This is a genomic window from Microbulbifer sp. A4B17 (assembly GCF_003076275.1).
Classification (GTDB): domain Bacteria; phylum Pseudomonadota; class Gammaproteobacteria; order Pseudomonadales; family Cellvibrionaceae; genus Microbulbifer.
The window spans coordinates 612,413-630,806 of record NZ_CP029064.1 but is presented as its reverse complement, the minus strand read 5'-3'; the positions used below and the strand labels follow the sequence as shown (position 1 = coordinate 630,806).

Annotated in this window: 26 protein-coding genes; 6 read left to right on the top strand and 20 right to left on the bottom strand. The window is 50.6% G+C overall.

The genetic code is table 11. The features are described 5' to 3' along the window. Positions 1-90 precede the first annotated feature (90 nt). The 6 genes from uvrA (at position 91) to BTJ40_RS02835 (ending at position 7,927) form a co-directional block, all read left to right on the top strand. Positions 91-2,916 carry an excinuclease ABC subunit UvrA gene (gene uvrA / locus BTJ40_RS02860; RefSeq protein WP_108731679.1) on the top strand — a complete coding sequence of 942 codons (2,826 nt, stop codon included), beginning with the start codon at positions 91-93 and terminating at the stop codon, positions 2,914-2,916. Positions 2,917-3,003: 87 nt separating this feature from the next. Continuing rightward, positions 3,004-3,603, top strand: a complete 600-nt coding sequence (locus BTJ40_RS02855; RefSeq protein WP_108731678.1) for a hypothetical protein — start codon at positions 3,004-3,006, stop codon at positions 3,601-3,603. Positions 3,604-3,668: 65 nt separating this feature from the next. After that, a complete protein-coding gene (gene pxpA, locus BTJ40_RS02850) occupies positions 3,669-4,418 on the top strand; it encodes a 5-oxoprolinase subunit PxpA (protein WP_108731677.1) in 750 nt (249 codons plus the stop codon). Further along, a complete protein-coding gene (pxpB, locus tag BTJ40_RS02845) occupies positions 4,415-5,143 on the top strand; it encodes a 5-oxoprolinase subunit PxpB (RefSeq protein ID WP_192879373.1) in 729 nt (242 codons plus the stop codon). Before pxpA ends, pxpB begins: the two co-directional genes overlap by 4 nt. A gap of 12 nt (positions 5,144-5,155) precedes the next feature. Beyond that, complete coding sequence (locus BTJ40_RS02840) at positions 5,156-6,133, top strand: biotin-dependent carboxyltransferase family protein (RefSeq protein ID WP_108731675.1); 978 nt, start codon at positions 5,156-5,158, stop codon at positions 6,131-6,133. Between the two features lie 339 nt (positions 6,134-6,472). Next, the gene (locus tag BTJ40_RS02835) at positions 6,473-7,927 is read left to right on the top strand and encodes a pectin acetylesterase-family hydrolase (RefSeq protein WP_108731674.1); all 1,455 of its coding nucleotides are present in this window, start codon (positions 6,473-6,475) and stop codon (positions 7,925-7,927) included. Positions 7,928-7,986: 59 nt separating this feature from the next. Here BTJ40_RS02835 and BTJ40_RS02830 read toward each other — a convergent pair whose 3' ends face one another. The 20 genes from BTJ40_RS02830 to rpsQ form a co-directional block, all read right to left on the bottom strand. After that, complete coding sequence (locus tag BTJ40_RS02830; protein ID WP_108731673.1) at positions 7,987-8,622, bottom strand: hypothetical protein; 636 nt, start codon at positions 8,620-8,622, stop codon at positions 7,987-7,989. A gap of 133 nt (positions 8,623-8,755) precedes the next feature. Beyond that, complete coding sequence (locus tag BTJ40_RS02825; RefSeq protein ID WP_108731672.1) at positions 8,756-9,013, bottom strand: YeaC family protein; 258 nt, start codon at positions 9,011-9,013, stop codon at positions 8,756-8,758. Between the two features lie 72 nt (positions 9,014-9,085). Further along, positions 9,086-9,472, bottom strand: coding sequence for a 50S ribosomal protein L17 (gene rplQ, locus BTJ40_RS02820; protein ID WP_108731671.1), 387 nt, complete (start codon positions 9,470-9,472; stop codon positions 9,086-9,088). 123 nt (positions 9,473-9,595) lie between these two features. Continuing rightward, the gene (gene rpoA / locus BTJ40_RS02815) at positions 9,596-10,600 is read right to left on the bottom strand and encodes a DNA-directed RNA polymerase subunit alpha (RefSeq protein WP_108731670.1); all 1,005 of its coding nucleotides are present in this window, start codon (positions 10,598-10,600) and stop codon (positions 9,596-9,598) included. Between the two features lie 44 nt (positions 10,601-10,644). After that, entirely contained in the window at positions 10,645-11,265 is a 621-nt protein-coding gene (rpsD, locus tag BTJ40_RS02810) for a 30S ribosomal protein S4 (protein ID WP_108731669.1), read from the bottom strand. Positions 11,266-11,280: 15 nt separating this feature from the next. Then, positions 11,281-11,670: a 30S ribosomal protein S11 gene (rpsK, locus tag BTJ40_RS02805; protein ID WP_020411406.1), complete on the bottom strand. Its 390-nt coding sequence runs from the start codon at positions 11,668-11,670 to the stop codon at positions 11,281-11,283. Positions 11,671-11,757: 87 nt separating this feature from the next. Then, positions 11,758-12,114 (bottom strand): 30S ribosomal protein S13, encoded by a 357-nt coding sequence (rpsM, locus tag BTJ40_RS02800; RefSeq protein WP_108731668.1) that lies wholly within the window; start codon positions 12,112-12,114, stop codon positions 11,758-11,760. Positions 12,115-12,459: 345 nt separating this feature from the next. Continuing rightward, complete coding sequence (rpmJ, locus tag BTJ40_RS02795) at positions 12,460-12,576, bottom strand: 50S ribosomal protein L36 (protein ID WP_010133825.1); 117 nt, start codon at positions 12,574-12,576, stop codon at positions 12,460-12,462. Positions 12,577-12,617: 41 nt separating this feature from the next. Further along, positions 12,618-13,964: a preprotein translocase subunit SecY gene (secY, locus tag BTJ40_RS02790; RefSeq protein WP_108731667.1), complete on the bottom strand. Its 1,347-nt coding sequence runs from the start codon at positions 13,962-13,964 to the stop codon at positions 12,618-12,620. Between the two features lie 11 nt (positions 13,965-13,975). Further along, positions 13,976-14,410, bottom strand: coding sequence for a 50S ribosomal protein L15 (rplO, locus tag BTJ40_RS02785; RefSeq protein WP_108731666.1), 435 nt, complete (start codon positions 14,408-14,410; stop codon positions 13,976-13,978). Position 14,411: 1 nt separating this feature from the next. Further along, positions 14,412-14,597 (bottom strand): 50S ribosomal protein L30, encoded by a 186-nt coding sequence (rpmD, locus tag BTJ40_RS02780; protein ID WP_020411402.1) that lies wholly within the window; start codon positions 14,595-14,597, stop codon positions 14,412-14,414. A 38-nt stretch (positions 14,598-14,635) separates the two neighbouring features. After that, complete coding sequence (gene rpsE / locus BTJ40_RS02775) at positions 14,636-15,142, bottom strand: 30S ribosomal protein S5 (RefSeq protein WP_108731665.1); 507 nt, start codon at positions 15,140-15,142, stop codon at positions 14,636-14,638. A 10-nt stretch (positions 15,143-15,152) separates the two neighbouring features. Beyond that, positions 15,153-15,503, bottom strand: a complete 351-nt coding sequence (rplR, locus tag BTJ40_RS02770; RefSeq protein WP_108731664.1) for a 50S ribosomal protein L18 — start codon at positions 15,501-15,503, stop codon at positions 15,153-15,155. A 13-nt stretch (positions 15,504-15,516) separates the two neighbouring features. Beyond that, positions 15,517-16,050, bottom strand: coding sequence for a 50S ribosomal protein L6 (gene rplF, locus BTJ40_RS02765; protein ID WP_108731663.1), 534 nt, complete (start codon positions 16,048-16,050; stop codon positions 15,517-15,519). 12 nt (positions 16,051-16,062) lie between these two features. Further along, positions 16,063-16,455, bottom strand: coding sequence for a 30S ribosomal protein S8 (gene rpsH / locus BTJ40_RS02760; RefSeq protein WP_108731662.1), 393 nt, complete (start codon positions 16,453-16,455; stop codon positions 16,063-16,065). A 40-nt stretch (positions 16,456-16,495) separates the two neighbouring features. Beyond that, positions 16,496-16,801 (bottom strand): 30S ribosomal protein S14, encoded by a 306-nt coding sequence (gene rpsN, locus BTJ40_RS02755; protein WP_020411397.1) that lies wholly within the window; start codon positions 16,799-16,801, stop codon positions 16,496-16,498. A 9-nt stretch (positions 16,802-16,810) separates the two neighbouring features. Then, on the bottom strand, positions 16,811-17,350 hold the full coding sequence (rplE, locus tag BTJ40_RS02750; protein ID WP_020411396.1) for a 50S ribosomal protein L5: 540 nt from the start codon (positions 17,348-17,350) through the stop codon (positions 16,811-16,813). 31 nt (positions 17,351-17,381) lie between these two features. Next, positions 17,382-17,693, bottom strand: coding sequence for a 50S ribosomal protein L24 (rplX, locus tag BTJ40_RS02745; RefSeq protein WP_108731661.1), 312 nt, complete (start codon positions 17,691-17,693; stop codon positions 17,382-17,384). Between the two features lie 20 nt (positions 17,694-17,713). Next, positions 17,714-18,082 carry a 50S ribosomal protein L14 gene (rplN, locus tag BTJ40_RS02740; protein ID WP_067151032.1) on the bottom strand — a complete coding sequence of 123 codons (369 nt, stop codon included), beginning with the start codon at positions 18,080-18,082 and terminating at the stop codon, positions 17,714-17,716. Between the two features lie 46 nt (positions 18,083-18,128). Then, positions 18,129-18,392: a 30S ribosomal protein S17 gene (rpsQ, locus tag BTJ40_RS02735; protein WP_108731660.1), complete on the bottom strand. Its 264-nt coding sequence runs from the start codon at positions 18,390-18,392 to the stop codon at positions 18,129-18,131. Positions 18,393-18,394: the final 2 nt, after the last annotated feature.

Genomic DNA, 18,394 nt, shown 5'->3' with positions numbered 1-18,394 from the left:
CTTGACTGTTTTTCCGGCACCGCAGTTGTGATCGCCCCGCGCGGAGCAAGTCCGAGGCCCGGCCCAGTATTAGCAGCATATAGGTAGAGCGTGGACACGATTTATGTAAGGGGTGCTCGCACCCACAACCTGAAGAATATCGATCTGGACATTCCCCGCGATAAACTGATCGTTATCACCGGCCTGTCCGGTTCCGGCAAATCTTCCCTGGCCTTTGACACCCTTTACGCAGAGGGACAGCGCCGCTACGTGGAATCACTCTCCACTTACGCCCGTCAATTCCTGTCGATGATGGAAAAGCCGGATGTGGATACCGTCGAGGGATTGTCACCGGCCATTTCTATCGAGCAGAAGTCCACCTCTCACAACCCCCGCTCCACCGTGGGCACCATCACAGAAATCTATGACTACCTGCGACTGCTGTTCGCCCGGGTTGGAGAACCCCGCTGCCCCGAGCACGACGAACCTCTGCAAGCCCAGACGATCAGCCAGATGGTGGATCAGGTGCTGGCTTTACCGGAAGGCAGCAAGATTATGTTGCTGGCGCCGGTAGTTCGCGATCGAAAGGGTGAGCACCAGCACGTGTTTGAACAACTGCGCCGGGACGGGTTTGTGCGGGCACGGATCGACGGGGTTATCTGTGACCTGGACGACACCCCCAAACTGGATAAGCGCCGCAAGCACACCATTGAGGTGGTGGTAGACCGCTTTAAGGTTCGTGAGGATCTGCAACTGCGTTTGGCGGAATCCTTCGAAACCGCTCTGAATCTCACCGACGGTATCGCCTCCATCAGTTTTATGGATGGAGACCAGGAAGATCGTCTCTTCTCTGCCCGCCACGCCTGCCCCGTCTGTGACTACTCACTGGATGAGCTGGAACCGCGCCTGTTCTCCTTCAACAACCCCGCCGGTGCCTGCCCCAGCTGTGACGGCCTGGGCGTCAAACAGTTCTTTGATGAAGACAAGGTAATTATCGATTCGGAAAGCAGTATTTCCGAGGGCGCCATTCGCGGTTGGGACAGACGCAATATTTACTATTACCACATGCTCGACTCCCTCGCCGAGCACTACGGTTTCGATCTGGATAAGCCCTGGAAAAAATTACGCAAAGCCCACCGCAAGGTTATCCTGCAGGGCAGTGGCGACGAAGAAATCGACTTCAGCTACGTCAATGATCGCGGCGATGTCACCGTGCGCCAGCACACCTTCGAGGGCATTATCCCCAACTTCCAGCGCCGCTACCGGGATACCGAATCCCAATCGGTTCGGGAGGAATTAGCCAAGTATCTGAGCACACAAAAATGCCCAGAGTGTCACGGTACCCGCCTGCGCCGCGAGGCCCGTCATGTCTTTGTGGATAACCGCACCCTGGCACAAATCACTGAGCTGCCTGTAGGCGATGCGTTCGAGTACTTCGACCACGAGCTGACGTTTAAAGGCGCCCAGAAAGAGATTGCCGATAAGATTCTCAAAGAGCTGCGCGATCGATTCCGCTTCCTCGTCGATGTTGGCCTGAATTACCTGACCCTGAACCGCAGTGCAGAAACCCTCTCCGGCGGTGAAGCGCAGCGCATCCGTCTCGCCAGCCAGATCGGCGCCGGCCTCGTGGGCGTAATGTATATTCTCGACGAGCCATCTATCGGCCTACATCAGCGAGACAACGAGCGTCTGCTCAACACCCTCACTCACCTGCGCGATATCGGCAACACCGTTATCGTGGTAGAGCACGATGAGGATGCCATTCGCAGTGCCGACTTTATTGTCGATATTGGCCCCGGTGCCGGTGTCCATGGTGGAGAAGTCGTGGCAGCGGGTACCGCCGATAAAATTGCCAAGTGTAAAAAATCCCTCACCGGTCAATACCTCTCCGGCAAAAAGAAAATTGCCGTACCGGAAGAGCGCTACGTACCCGACTCGGACTATTTGCTGCGCCTCGAAGGCGCCAGTGGAAATAATTTACAGGACGTCGACCTTGAGATCCCGGTAGGATTACTTACCTGTGTTACCGGTGTATCGGGCTCTGGTAAATCCACCCTGATTAATACAACCCTCTATCCACTTGCAGCTACTGCACTTAACAAAGCAACAACCCTTAAAGCCTCCCCTTATAAGGAGGTGCACGGCCTGGAGCACTTCGACAAATGCGTGGATATTGATCAGAGTCCTATCGGGCGCACTCCTCGCTCAAACCCAGCAACTTATACCGGTATTTTTACCCCAATTCGCGACTTGTTTGCCGGCACCCAAGAGGCCCGTTCACGGGGCTATAAACCTGGACGCTTCAGCTTTAACGTCAAGGGTGGGCGCTGTGAAGCCTGCCAGGGCGATGGGGTGATTAAGGTGGAAATGCACTTCTTGCCGGATGTCTATGTACCCTGCGATACCTGCCACGGTAAACGCTACAACCGCGAGACCCTGGAGGTGCACTACAAGGGCAAGAATATCCACGAAGTATTGGAAATGACCGTGGAAGATGCACGGGAATTCTTTGACCCAGTGCCTGCAATCGCGAAGAAATTGCAAACCCTGATAGATGTAGGGCTCTCCTATATCAAGCTTGGTCAGGCTGCCACCACTCTCTCAGGAGGTGAAGCCCAACGGGTAAAACTCTCCCGCGAACTATCCAAACGGGACACTGGGCAAACCCTGTACATCCTCGACGAACCGACTACCGGCCTGCACTTTGCCGATATCCAATTACTACTGGATGTTCTACATCGCCTGCGCGATCACGGCAATACCATCGTAGTGATCGAACACAATCTGGATGTGATCAAAACTGCGGACTGGATAGTAGACCTGGGCCCGGAGGGTGGATCTGGCGGTGGACAAATTATTGCCACAGGGACACCTGAGGATGTCGCAGAAATGGACGTTTCCCATACCGGGCGTTTTCTAAAAACAATGCTGAACTGATTAAATAAGAAAGGATACCGAACTATCAATCGGCATCCTTTTTTATCAGCTCACTTGAAAATAACTAGTAGATAGGTGCAACAAGATATGAAGTTATTCAATCGCGACCGCTTAAATTTAGTGATCGCGGTAAGTGCAATTATGATTTCTCTGGCGTCCTTTTATGCCACCTATTTACAAGCCAGAGCTGCCAATCAACAAGTCAAAATAATGACAATGCCGGTTATTCAGTTCAGCCATGAGAACTATGACGAAGAGAGTAATCGAAACTTGATCACCTTTAACTTCCACAATGCCGGGTCCGGACCCGCCATCCTAAAGTCCGTTAGCTTCAAATATAAAAATACAGAATACTCAAGTACCCATGCTTTTTTACAAGCCTGCTGCCAGGAGGAGCATAAAATGATGATGGGTAAATATAATAAAAACCTTAAAAATCATCACCCTCCCCTTGATGAGGGATTTCAAAGTTCATCAGAAATAAATGGAGTTATCATTCCCGCACAGTCGGAGTATCCTTTCTATTCTTTAAGTCGTGGCACTGCAACTTCTGAACTATGGGAAAAAGTTGATAAAGAGAGATGGAACCTTTCAATTTCTGCCTGCTTCTGTTCTCCGCTGGGAAATTGCTATGAATCAAATTCAAAGAAAATCTCTATGGAAGTAAACCAGTGCCCAGACAATTAACCACCTTACCAGGCAGATTCTAAACGCTTAAGCCATTTCAAATTTAATACAAGCAGGATGCCACAGTGAATATTGATATAAACTGCGACCTGGGTGAAGGTACTGATTTGCACAGCTGTGACAGGGACGCCCAAATCATGCCATTTATTTCCCGCTGCAATATAGCTTGCGGCGGTCACGCTGGCACTCCCGAGATCATGAGCAGATCGATCGAAAACGCTCTCCAAAACAGCTTAAAAATTGGCGCTCACCCCAGCTATCCCGACCGGAAAAATTTTGGCCGAAAATCTTTAGCTATATCTAAGAAAAAATTACTTGACTCTCTTTGCGAACAAATAGGCCAACTGGAAAATATTGCACAAGAGCTTGGAGCAAAGCTGGATCATATTAAGCTACATGGCGCTCTCTATAACGATGCAGAATCAAATATCGAGTTAGCCAAGAGTATTATTAGGCTATTTAATGAAGTTTATCCTTCCCTAAAAATTGTGGGATTAGCCAACGGTGCTATGCAATTCGCTGCCTCCGAAAAAAGTAAATCAATCATTCGCGAAGGCTTTATGGACAGGCAATATCTAAACAAAAGCCAGCTAGCTCCTCGCTCGCTGACAAATGCAATTATTACTGAGACAGAAAAGTGCCTTGAGCAGGCAGTCTGCCTGGCAAAGGGTTTGCAATTTAAAGATTATCATGGTGGCAAACTACAATTTTTCGTAGATACTATCTGCCTTCACAGTGATAACCCCCAGGCTCCAGTTATTGCAAAGCAGCTCAAGCAACACCTCAAAGCAAACGGCGTGAGCATAGCTCGGTGACACACTCTGGCCCTCAAATGCCACTGGCTATTATTGCTAACGGAGATTGCGCCGTAGATATTCGATTCTCCGGCGAACCTTGCGAGGCACTAAGCCGGACGATCATAGGCTTAAGAGTAACTATTTTAGAGCAAGCCTATCCTGGTATTATTGATATAGTTCCTGCATATCAATGCCTGACAGTTATTTTCAACCCCTCTGTTTGTAATCATACAACTCTTTATAAACTGCTAACGAAAGCTACCGAAGAATTCCTTAGCGGCCCTGTATCCACCCCGAAAAAATCTCGGATAGTACGCATTCCCGTATGCTATGAAGAGGGATTCTCTCCCGACCTGAAAGCTTTAGCAGAGCACGCCGAATTATCCATACAGGAAATTATTGAGCGGCACACTGCACGGCGTTATTTGGTCCATATGCTGGGATTTACCCCAGGCTTTTTGTACCTTGGAGGGCTTGATCCAAAACTCTATTGTCCAAGAAAAGAAACTCCCCGAACCAAAATACCCGCAGGTGCAGTCGGTATTGGCGGAAAGCAAACGGGTATCTACCCTCAATCCACACCAGGTGGCTGGCAAATTATCGGTCAGACACCGCTTAACCTCTTTCAACCATCCAAACCCTCCCCCTTTATCGCTGCACCTTTGGATGAAATCGAGTTTTACGCTATAGACTCTCAGGAATTCTACAAACTATCCCAGCGCGATAAAAATAATCCACCCTAAAGAGGAGAACCAATGGGTATTCGCTTTCTTCGTGCAGGACTACAGACAAGTATTCAGGACCTCGGTCGTTCGGGCCTGATGAACTTTGGAATCCCCTGGGGAGGAGCAGCCGACTCCTTATCAATGAAAATTGCTAACTTGCTACTGGAAAACCCTCTAGGAAATCCAACTTTTGAAATCTCCTTACTCGGCCCTAAAATCGAATTCCTCTGTGATCTCAGTATCGCTATAGCCGGAGGGCAATTCAGTGGCTCACTAAATAACGATCCGATTGATAATTTCAGGACCTATAAGATCAAATCTGGTGATATTTTGGATATTTCCCAGGCGGCTTCTGGCGCAAGAATCTATCTTGCAGTTTCCGCACAAATAGACACACCCATTATATTAGGCAGCTCAGCAACTCATATCATCAGTAAGTTTGGCGCAAATAATGGCAAGCCAATAACTTCTGGTGAAGTGATTCAGCTAAAAGAAATCCGCATTGCAAAAGAAGCTGTACTCGATAAAAAGTTTCACATCAACTACTCACATAACTCACACCTGCGAATCGTCGCTGGGCCAGAGCGCGATTCATTCCCAAGGGAGTTTATTGAGCATTTCCACCAGTCAATTTACCAGGTGTCTGCCCAAAGCAATCGCATGGGTATACGCCTATCCCCTAAAAGCTCCACAGAATTAAGAAAAATAGAACCTGTCAAAATACAATTGTTATCTTCCGGACTCTACCCTGGCAGCATCCAAATACCTCCCGATGGAAATCCCATCATCTCATTTATTGAAGGACAAACAATTGGGGGCTACCCGCGCATTGGCCATATTATAAAATCAGAACTCCACCGTCTGGGCCAGCTATCTCCCAACGATAGAGTCTCCTTTCAAGAAATAAGCACTGAAGAAGCACAGAAGGTTCTCAAAAAGAAGCAAGATTTATTAATCAATTTACAGGAAAGTCTGGGGCGTCAACAGGGGGAAATCCTCTCTATTTAGACTCTCCTATCAGCACAAACATATTACGTCACCTAGAACGAAAAACTAAAATTGCGCCAAAATAAGCGAAAAATTTTCAACAACTTATAAAGTAAAATATTTTTGGATAAAATAAAAAATACTTAATGCAAAATAAGTGACCGATAAGTTTTCTTGACCTATCCACCTAGACCAAAACATCATTATTAACTAACCTCATTGGGTTTTACCCAAACAGCGATTTGGACTAGCGTGCAAGTTGACCATTAAGAGGGAGCACATAAAACTCCAAATAATAAATTCAGGTCCAGCCAGCCGCAATCCGAAGAGATAACACACAATACCTAAAGGGGATTAATAATGATAAAAATTCTCCGTGGTTTTATTTCGATACTCTTAGCAAGCTCACTACTTATCACTACGCATGCCAATGCCGAACCAGGTGACTACAGTTTTTGGACCACTCTTAAACATTTATTTGACCCTCCGAATGCAGATGCGCCAGTAACCTCACAGCAAGCCCAGGGGATGTATCCGCTAACTATGGATGATCCGGGATTTAATGATGATTTTGATCCGGGAGACTACAATACCTGGCAAAAAATTGACGTACCTGCCAGTACCGGCGCTATGTGCGGAAATGGCTCACCCTATAAGTTCTTTGTTCACCGGGTTCCAGACACTAGTAACACCATTTTTTATTTCGAGGGTGGTGGGGCATGCTGGGATTATGAAAGCTGCTCAGGGCAGGCTGGTATTCGTGGGGCTCGCAACCCTAATGGCATTCCCGATGATTACCTAAGCAATGTGCACTTATTAGATTTTACGAATTTTGAGAACCTCACTACCGCCGGCGTATCTCCCTTGATCTATACGCATCATCCCTACGACCAGTACAAAACTGGCGAGTGGAATATGGTTTATGTACCGTATTGCACAGGGGATATCTACGTAGGCGATAAAACTGAAATATACGAGGACACTACTGGCGAGAACCCCGACCTTATCTGGCACCACAATGGATTACGCAACGTTCAGGCAGTTACTTCCTGGGTGAAAAATAATTTGCAAAAACCGAAGCAGATGCTCGCTGCGGGTTGTAGTGCAGGCAGTATTGGTGCTCTGTTTAATTATTCAAAGTTGCGCGAGGATATGAATGTCGATTATGGCTATCTCCTCGATGATTCAGGCCCTCTCTATCAGGCACCTTTAGACGGGAGTGACAGCACCCAATATCCCTCTTTACCGCTACATAAAGAAGTGCTGCGCTCTTGGACTACCTATACCGCCGATAGCGATGAAAGCTCGGAAAATCCCATCACTATGTTAAAAGCCATAACACCGGGATTTGAAGCCAATCAGCTAGCCTCACTTTATGCTGCGCTTTCCAATAAATTCCCCTCAGATAGATTGGGTATTACGCACTTCCTCGCTGACGGAAATTTTTCATCTTATTCCTACGAGAGATTCTATGAGGATATTTATAATGATCCCGATGCAGACTCTCGCTTGAGTAAATTGCGGCAGCGCTGGCAGAAGGATACCCATGAAAATTTGATTCCATTGTTGGATCAAACCAGTAATTGGGGGTATTACTTCCCAATGTTCCGCAATCTCAATGAAAGCCATTGCACAACCATTATTGATTTAAATTATGGTGAGATTGCCGAGCATGGGCTTGAACTGAAGGATTTCCTCGACAACATTGTCAATCACAATGGTGGGGGAATGATTCGGGCCTACGAAACCGATGAAGTTTCAGATTATGAGAACAACAGTAACTGGTTCTATGATCTGATCGGCCTATTTATGTAAAAGAAGTGACCTTTAGCGCTGCCGGTAAGTCTCTGGCAGCGCTTGGGCAAACAGCAAAACTAACTACCGTATACAGCCTCGCGGGCATCCTGAAGGCGCTTGCGCAAGTATTCATGCCTGCTCATACCATCAGGAAAAGAAGTCATCTGCTGAACTTCCTCAACGATAGAGCGCTCCAAATCCTTATAGGTAGAAAAACCCGGCACCTCAACATGGGGATCGTAATCCCTGATCACTGTCTGCGCTTTATCCCGATAAGCATTGAATAGCTCTTCAGCCCGCTGAGTGAACTCCGCCTGATTGAGGCTGTTTTTTTCCAGCCATGCCAATTTCATAGAAAGCGCTTCATAGCCTGTAATACGAGCTTCCCTTTCTATCTTTTCAATTGCATCCCATGCTTCCTCACCGGAGAGGTTTCCCAGGTCTGCAAAATAATCCTTAAGGGCCTGCTTAATATTTTCCCGGTCAAGATAGGCTTTAACACGAGGATGATTTAGCAGCTCCTCAACTTCGGTATTTTCCAACTGAGACCAGGGAATATTGTCAGAAATTTTTTGAACTAACTCACTATCATCTTTCAGCGGCTCTATCATATGGCGCACTTTCGCCACACTTGAGCGCACATCAATATCGTAATGATCAATCCCTACAACGGCGAGCGTTACTGCTCCGGCAAGCAAAATCAGTTTTTTCATAATCAGTTACCGAGCAAACTAGAAGTTATGTATTTATTCGTCGGTAACTATCTAAGCAGAGAATTGGGAGAGCATGAAAGAAAATAACGCCCTCACCAATGAATAGAGTGCCAATATCTTACAGGCTTGTTAACTAACCAACCCAGTTCACAGCCTGCTCATCGTCTTTCTTGCCTACGCAAGGTTCGCTTTTGGTCTTCGGCGCCACATAGCCCACCTGCTGCTCCCGTGGCAGATTTGCAGATTCCCAATTGGAAACCGCTTCTGCGCAGAGGCTGCGTTGCTCAGGGGTTAGCGCAACACCATTGGGCCATTTTCCAAGCTCAATTGCCCGTTTTAGACTGCCCACAATCTCCGGGTTCAAACTCTTTAACAGCTGCTCAAAAGACATACAAAAATCTCCTTACCGCAAAAAAAAGGCCGGTCAAAGACCGGCCTTCCGTAGCGCTATGGCTAATAACATTTAAGCTTCAGCAGCTTCGTCTTCTACTTGAGGACGGTCTACCAGCTCAACGTATGCCATCGGCGCCTTATCACCAGCGCGGAAACCGCACTTCATGATACGGATGTAACCACCAGGACGGGCTTCGTAACGAGGACCCAGCTCGTCGAACAGCTTGCGCACAGCATCCTTATCACGGATACGAGCGAAAGCCAGACGGCGGTTAGCAACACTGTCTTTCTTAGCCAGAGTGATCAGCGGCTCGGCAACGCGGCGCAGTTCTTTGGCTTTGGCCAGTGTGGTTTTGATCAGTTCGTGCTCCACCAGAGAGGCGCTCATGTTCTTGAACATGGCCTTGCGGTGAGCGCTCGTGCGGCTGAATTTACGGCCACTATAGCGATGACGCATGACTCAATTCCTTACGACCTAAGTTGCTGTCACAGCAGGTCGTTCTGGAGCGGTGTCGCGCTAAGCTGTAGCACCGCTCGGGTTCTTTCGACTAGTCGCAGCAAAGCCGCGACTACCAAATGCTTACAGGGGGCTTAACTTGCTGTCGCCCTTCAGGCTGGCCGGCGGCCAGTTTTCCAGGCGCATACCCAGGGACAAACCACGGGAAGCCAGTACGTCCTTGATCTCAGTCAGAGACTTCTTACCAAGGTTCGGGGTCTTAAGCAGTTCTACTTCAGTGCGCTGAATCAGATCACCGATGTAGTAAATGTTTTCTGCTTTCAGACAGTTAGCCGAACGTACAGTCAGCTCCAGGTCATCTACCGGGCGCAGCAGTACCGGATCAACTTCGGGCTCTTCAGCCTTCGGTTGTGCATCCTTTTCGCCTTCCAGGTCCACAAATACTGCGAGCTGTTGCTGCAGAATTGTGGCGGCGCGACGAATCGCCTCTTCCGGGTCCAGAGTACCATTGGTCTCCAGATCCAGAACCAGCTTGTCCAGGTCAGTGCGCTGCTCTACGCGCGCGCTTTCCACGCTGTAGGAAACGCGACGAACCGGGCTGTAAGAAGCATCCAGCTGCAGACGGCCAATTGCACGGCTTTCCTCTTCCTCCTCACGGCGAGCATCGGCGGGCTGATAGCCGCGGCCGCGCGCTACAGTGAGACGCAGGTTGAGTTCGACATCACCAGTAATATTGGCGATCACGTGCTCAGGGTTAACGATCTCGATGTCGTGATCTACCTGAATATCTCCAGCAGTCACTGCACCTGGGCCCTTTTTGCTCAGGCTCAATACCGCCTGATCCTTACCGTGCATAACAACGGCGATTTCTTTCAGGTTGAGCAGGATTTCAATTACATCTTCCTGCACACCTTCGATCGCGCTGTACTCGTGCTCGACACCTTCGATTTCCACCTCGGTGACGGCGCAGCCCGGCATGGAGGACAGCAGGATGCGACGCAGCGCATTGCCAAGAGTGTGGCCAAAGCCACGCTCCAGGGGCTCCAGAATCACTTTGGCGTGATTCGGATTGTACTCGGTGACGTCAATACGACGCGGTGTCAAAAACTCGTTGACAGCAGTCTGCATAGCCATACCTGTTTACAGTTGCATTCCTTAAAGTGGACTAATTGTTACTTGGAGTACAGTTCCACGATAAGGTTTTCGTTGATCTCTGCCGGCAGATCGACACGATCCGGAGTGCGCTTGAAAGTGCCTTCCAGTTTGCTCGCGTTTACGTCTACCCACTCGACATCGCCACGCTGGGCAGCGAGGGAAACGGAATTCTGGATACGCAGCTGCTTCTTGGCTTTCTCACGCACAGCGATAACGTCGCCTTCTTTAACCTGGAAAGAAGGGATGTTAACGGTAGTGCCGTTTACCAGAATCGCTTTGTGGGAAACCAGCTGACGCGCTTCAGAGCGAGTTGAGCCGAAGCCCATGCGGTAAACCACGTTGTCCAGACGCTGCTCGAGAAGTTGCAGCAGGTTTTCACCTGTAGCGCCCTTCAGACGTGCTGCTTCCTTATAGTAGTTACGGAACTGCTTTTCCAGTACGCCGTAGATACGACGAACTTTTTGCTTTTCACGCAACTGAATGCCGTAGTCGGACAGACGACCGCGACCAGCGCCGTGCTGGCCAGGCTTGGATTCTGCGCGACACTTGGAGTCGTGTGGACGAACACCACTCTTCAGCTGCAGGTCAGTCCCTTCACGACGGGACAGTTTACATTTTGGTCCAATATAACGTGCCATTTCGTCAGCCCCCTCTTACACGCGACGCTTTTTAGGTGGACGACATCCGTTATGCGGGATTGGCGTCACGTCGGTGATGTTGGTGATCTTGTAGCCGCAGTTGTTCAGTGCACGAACAGCAGATTCGCGACCGGGGCCAGGGCCCTTTACTTCTACATCAAGGTTTTTCAGGCCGTACTCCTGAGCTGCAGTACCTGCGCGCTCGGCGGCAACCTGGGCTGCAAACGGGGTGCTCTTACGTGAGCCACGGAAGCCGGATCCACCTGCGGTGGCCCAGCTGAGGGTATTACCCTGGCGATCAGTGATCGTCACGATCGTGTTGTTGAACGATGCGTGGATGTGGGCAATACCGTCGACAACGGTCTTTTTGACCTTTTTGCGAACAGTAGTTTTTGGCTTAGCCATACCAGTATCCTAAATCCTGTATCAAATCCCCTCGGCGATAAACCGGACGGGGCATCTTGAACCGCGATTTCGCGCCTTAATTAAGGCTTACTTGCGAATCGGCTTGCGCGGACCCTTACGGGTGCGAGCATTGGTCTTGGTGCGCTGACCACGCAGCGGCAAGCTGCGACGGTGACGCAGACCGCGATAACAACCCAGGTCCATCAAACGCTTGATGTTCATGGATACTTCACGGCGCAGGTCGCCTTCCACGGTCAGTTTTGCAACTTCACCACGGATGGTTTCGATCTGCTCTTCAGACAGTTCGCGGATTTTGGTGGATTCAGCGATACCAACCGCTGCCAAAATAGACTTAGCCGTAGTGCGACCAACCCCATAAATGTGGGTCAGGGAGATTACGGCGTGCTTGTGGTCTGGTACATTGACACCAGCAATACGTGCCATAGAGGCGTACTCCACGTATTGGAGTCACTGCTTTATATTAAGTATGTGACTCTACTTTGATTTCGGCGCTGACAGCGACTAAAAAACCGGCGGCGCCACCAAAAAGGCGCGCAAGAATAGCTTTTCAGACACTAATTTGCAATAGCCAACGTCCGCATCGGTCCCCCGAAGCGGATGAAGACGACAGTCAACGCCCCCAGTTGGAAGTTTGCTTTTGCTAACTTCCCACCCCAAAAAAACTTTCCGGGGTACTGCTATCCGATACGGGGCTGTATCGGATAGCGAATTCTTCCAGCTTTTACAGAGGCGCCCGGTGGGCGCTCTCCGCAAGGGGCTGGCCCCTTCTTAGCCTTGACGCTGCTTGTGACGTGGCTCAGCGCTGCAGATTACCCGCAGAACGCCTTTGCGACGTACGATTTTGCAGTTACGGCAGATCTTTTTTACAGAAGCACGTACTTTCATGACCTTACCTCAATTCAATCAAACTGCGAGCAGGTGACGCGCTAGCGACGACCGTAGCTTTGCAGGTTCGCTTTTTTCATCAAGCCTTCGTACTGGTGTGACAGCAGATGCGATTGTACCTGTGCCATAAAGTCCATCACTACTACTACAACGATCAGCAGTGAGGTACCCCCCAGATAGAAGGGAACGTTAAACCCAACTACCAGGAACTGCGGCAGCAGGGATACCAGTGCGATATACACAGCACCCACCAGGGTGAGGCGAGTCAGCACGCTATCGATATAGCGGGCCGTCTGCTCTCCAGGGCGAATACCTGGCACATAAGCACCGGACTTTTTCAGGTTATCTGCAACTTCATTCGGGTTGAACATCAACGCCGTGTAGAAGAAACAGAAGAAACCAATCAACAGTGCGAACAGAATAATGTTCAGCGGTTGCCCTGGTCCAAGCTGCAACGCCATCCACTGCAGAATCTCTGCACCGAGACCCTCCCCGCCCTGGCCAAACCACTGAGCCAGTGTGGCCGGGAACAACAGGATGCTGCTGGCAAAGATCACCGGGATTACACCAGCCATATTCACCTTCAGCGGCAAGTGGCTCGCCTGTGCAGCCGGAGCTGCAGAGTAACGTCCCGCTTGGCGTCTGGCGTGGTTGATTGTGATGCGACGCTGGCCGCGCTCCATAACAACCACAAAGAACACTACGGCAAGAGCGATAACACCAATTATCAACAGCATGAGAATGTGCAGCTCACCCTGTCTCGCCTGTTCAAATGCCTGGCCGATGGCACCGGGCAGACCGGCGACGATTCCGGCAAAAATCAGCATGGAAATGCCGTTGCCAACACCGCGCTCAGTGATCTGCTCACCGAGCCACATCATAAATACAGCACCAGTCACCAGTGACGTTACCGCCACAAAGTAAAAACCAAACGCGGGCTCAGATGAGTAAGCCAGGTTCTGCCCAGCCAGACCGAAAGTCATACCGATACCCTGAATCAGGGCCAGTATTACCGTCAGATAGCGGGTGTACTGGTTAATCTTACGCCTACCGGCCTCCCCTTCCTTCTTCAACGCTTCCAGAGAGGGAGTCACCGCGCTCATCAACTGCATGATGATGGACGCGGAGATGTAGGGCATGATGCCCAGCGCCAGAATACTCATCCTTTCCAGGGCGCCGCCTGAGAACATGTTAAACAGGCCAAGGATGGTTCCCTGGTTCTGGTTAAACAGGTTTGACAGCTTTTCCGGATCAATGCCGGGCACCGGAATATGTGTCCCCAGTCGATAAACAAGAATCGCTAGAAACAGAAAACGAAGGCGAGCCCAAAGCTCGCCCAATCCCTTGCTGTTGCCCAGGGGATTTCCACCGGATCCTGGTCGTGCCATTGGCGCCTCGATTAGTCTTCTATTTTACCGCCAGCAGCTTCAATCGCTGCCTTTGCACCTTTGGTAACTCCCAGACCCTTAACGGTAACAGCTTTGGTCAGCTCACCTGAGAGGAACACTTTGGCGCGTTTAATATGGCTGCCGATAATATCGGCATTCTTAAGCGCTGCCAAATCGATTACGTCATTTTCTACCTTCGCCAGCTCAGCCAGACGTACTTCTGCGGTAAAGCGAGAAACACGAGCAGTGAAACCGTACTTAGGAAGACGCTTCTGCAAAGGCATCTGACCGCCTTCGAAGCCCGGACGAACGCTGCCGCCGGAACGCGCTTTCTGACCTTTGTGGCCGCGGCCACCGGTCTTACCCAATCCGCTACCAATACCGCGACCAACGCGCTTGGCGCTGTGCTTGTGGCCCGGTGCAGGAGACAAGTCGTTCAAACGCATGTTATTCCCCTTCAACCTTAACCAGGTAGTTAACTTTATTGATCATGCCGCGCACGGAAGGAGTATCTTCCACTTCCACTGTGTGGCCGATGCGGCGCAGGCCCAGACCCGCAACGCACGCCTGATGGCTTTTCAGGCGTCCGTTGATGCTTTTGGTCTGGGTCACTTTAATGGTCTTTTTAGCCATGGTCTTAACCCACCAATAACCTTAAATCCGAGCTGTGATTAGCCCAGAATCTCTTCGACAGATTTACCGCGCTTGGCAGCCACATCTTCCGGGCTCTGCATTTGCTCCAGAGCTTTGAAAGTTGCACGTACTACGTTCACCGGGTTGGTGGAGCCGTAACACTTAGCCAATACGTTGTGTACACCAGCCATTTCCAGAACGGAGCGCATAGCACCGCCGGCAATTACACCGGTACCCTGGGAGGCGGGCTGCATGTAAATCTTGGAACCGCCATGGCGACCATTGGTAGCGTACTGGATGGTGTCACCATTCAGATCTACCTGGATCATGTTGCGGCGTGCAGCTTCCATCGCCTTTTGAATCGCTACAGGCACTTCACGCGCCTTGCCGCGACCAAAGCCGACACGGCCATTGCCATCACCAACTACGGTCAGTGCGGTAAAGGCGAAGATACGACCACCTTTAACAGTCTTGGCAACGCGATTGACCTGGACCAGCTTCTCCTGCAGGCCTTCGTCGTTGCTTTTGTCTTTCTCTCTAGCCATAACTCAACCCTTAGAATTTCAGACCGGCTTCGCGGGCAGCGTCAGCCAGGGCCTTAACACGGCCATGGTATCGGAAGCCGCTACGATCGAAGGCAACTTGTTCAACGCCAGCGGCTTTTGCGCGCTCAGCGATCAATTTGCCAACTGCGGCAGCGGCGTCAGCGTTGCCGGTTTTACCTGAGCGCAGGTCCTTGTCCAGGGTAGAGGCGGAAGCCAATACCGCATTGCCTTCGGCAGACAGGATCTGTGCGTAAATGTGGCGCGGGGTGCGGTTCACGGTGAGGCGAACGGCGCCCAGCTCACGGATCTTGGCGCGGGCACGACGTGCACGACGCAAGCGAGATGCTTTCTTAACGTTCATATCTATGCCCTACTTACTTCTTCTTGGCCTCTTTGCGATACACGCGCTCGTCGGCATAACGGACACCCTTACCTTTGTAGGGCTCCGGCGGACGGAACGCACGGATCTCAGCGGCCACTTGGCCCAGCAGCTGTTTATTGCTGCTCTTCAGTACGATTTCAGTCTGGGATGGAGTTTCCGCAGTCACACCTTCCGGCAACTGATAATCGATCGGATGGGAGAAGCCCAGGGTCAGGTTAACCGCTTTACCGGCTGCTTTCGCACGATAACCAACACCCAGCAACTGCAGCTTCTTCTCGAAGCCCTTGCTTACGCCTATCACCATGTTATTGACCAAAGCACGGGTAGTACCCGCCAGAGCTCTGGCCTGCTTGGAGTTATTGCGCGCGGCAAAAGTCAGCTGGCTTTCAGCCTCACTCACTTCTACGTCACCGTGAATAACCATATCAAGGTTACCGCTACCGCCTTTAACAGCGATGTTCTGACCTTTCAGGTCTACGGTTACACCTGCGGGGATAACTACCGGACTATTTGCTACTCGAGACATTGCAACCCCCGCTTAGAATACGGTGCAAAGCACTTCGCCACCGATACCAGCCTGACGTGCAGCGCGGTCAGTCATCACACCATTAGAGGTGGAAACGATCGCGATACCCAGGCCACCACGTACGGTAGGCAGAGCTTTTTTACCAGTGTAAGCGCGCAGGCCCGGACGGGAAACGCGATTCAGCTCGGCAATAACCGGCTTGCCCTGGAAATATTTCAGAGCAATGGTCAGTTCCGGCTTAGCGCCTTCGCTTACGTTTAAATCAGTAACGTAACCTTCGTCTTTCAGGACATTGGCCACAGCTACTTTCAGTTTGGATGATGGCAGGGTGACTTCCGCTTTTCCGCGCGCCAGGGCATTGCGGATGCGAGTCAGCATATCTGCCAACGGATCTTGCATACTCATCTTATGAGACTCCTCAAATCTGCCTTAAACCAGCTGGTAATTACCAGCTGGACTTCACGAGGCCAGGAACATCACCACGCATCGCAGCTTCACGAAGCTTGTTACGGCACAGGCCGAACTTGCGGTATACAGCGTGGGGGCGACCAGTAATACGACAGCGGCGTTGCTGACGTACCGGGCTTGCATCGCGCGGCATTTTCTGCAGCTTGAGTTGAGCCTCCCACTGCTCCTCTTCGGAAGCAGTGGAACTGGCGATGATCGCCTTCAGCTCTTGACGCTTCTCGGCGTACTTAGCTGCGGTTCGAGCGCGCTTGTTTTCGCGCGCAATCATGGATTTCTTCGCCATGGAATCCTCTTAACCCTTGAAAGGGAAGTTGAACGCTTTCAGCAGCGCACGACCTTGATCGTCGTTTGCAGCTGTAGTGGTAATACAAATATCCAGACCGCGGAGCTTGTCTACTTTGTCGTAGTCAATTTCCGGGAAGATGATTTGCTCAGTCACGCCCATAGAGAAGTTACCGCGGCCGTCGAACTGCTTCGGGCTAATGCCACGGAAGTCGCGGATACGCGGAATCGCGATGTCAACCAAACGCTCCAGGAACTCATACATGCGCTCACCGCGCAGAGTTACCTTGCAGCCGATCGGCCAACCGTCACGAATCTTAAAGCCCGCAATAGATTTGCGCGCTTTAGTAACGATGGGCTTTTGACCAGTAATTGCTGTCATATCGTTGACAGCGTGCTCCAGCACCTTCTTATCACCAATCGCTTCACCAACACCCATGTTGATGGTGATCTTGGTGATGCGCGGCACTGCCATCACATTCTCGAGACCAAGCTCTTCTTTTAGCTTGGCCACGAGGTCCTTAGTGTAGAGCTCTTTAAGCTTTGCCATGATCTACCAACCTGCTTTTGCGTCAAGAGCCTTAGATGGCTTCGCCGCTGGATTTGAAGACGCGAATCTTAGTGCCGTCTTCCAGTACTTTAAAGCCCACCCGGTCAGCCTTCTGGGTGTTAGGGTTGAAGATGGCTACGTTGGAAGCTTGGATAGCAGCTTCTTTCTCAACGATGCCACCTGCAATACCCATCTGTGGGTTTGGCTTTTGGTGCTTTTTGATCATCTGTATGCCGGAGACAATCAGACGGCCGTCGTTCAGTACTTTACGTACTGAACCACGTTTGCCCTTGTCACGACCGGCGATAACGATCACTTCGTCGTCACGCTTGATCTTGCGCATAACTCTTCTCCGCTCGAGGCCTAGATAACTTCGGGAGCGAGGGAGATGATCTTCATGAACTTCTCACCGCGCAATTCGCGAGTTACCGGACCAAAAATACGGGTGCCAACCGGCGCCAGTTGCTGGTTCAGCAGCACCGCTGCGTTATCGTCAAATTTAATCAGGGAACCGTCCGCGCGACGCACACCTTTTTTGGTGCGAACCACAACGGCGTTCATTACCTGACCTTTCTTCACTTTACCGCGGGGAATGGCTTCCTTAACGGTTACCTTAATAATGTCGCCCACGCCGGCATAACGACGATGGGAGCCGCCCAGCACCTTGATGCACATGACGCGGCGAGCCCCACTGTTGTCAGCTACTTCTAAGTAGGATTCCGCTTGAATCATTGTCTCTCTCCGAAACCTTTCAATTCGGCAGTCAATGCGCTAGGGGTTATACCTTCGCCGCACGCTCTACAATTTTCTGTAAAGCCCAAGATTTGCTCTTGGACAGCGGACGAGATTCCTCGATGGTTACAACATCACCGATGCTGCAATCATTGTTCTCGTCATGAGCCTTGAGCTTTGTGGACTTGTTTACAATTTTGCCGTAGATCGGGTGCTTAACACGGCGCTCGATCAAAACGGTGATGGTTTTATCCATCTTGTCACTCACAACCTTACCGGTCAGAGTACGCTTCAGTTTTGCTTCAGCCATGA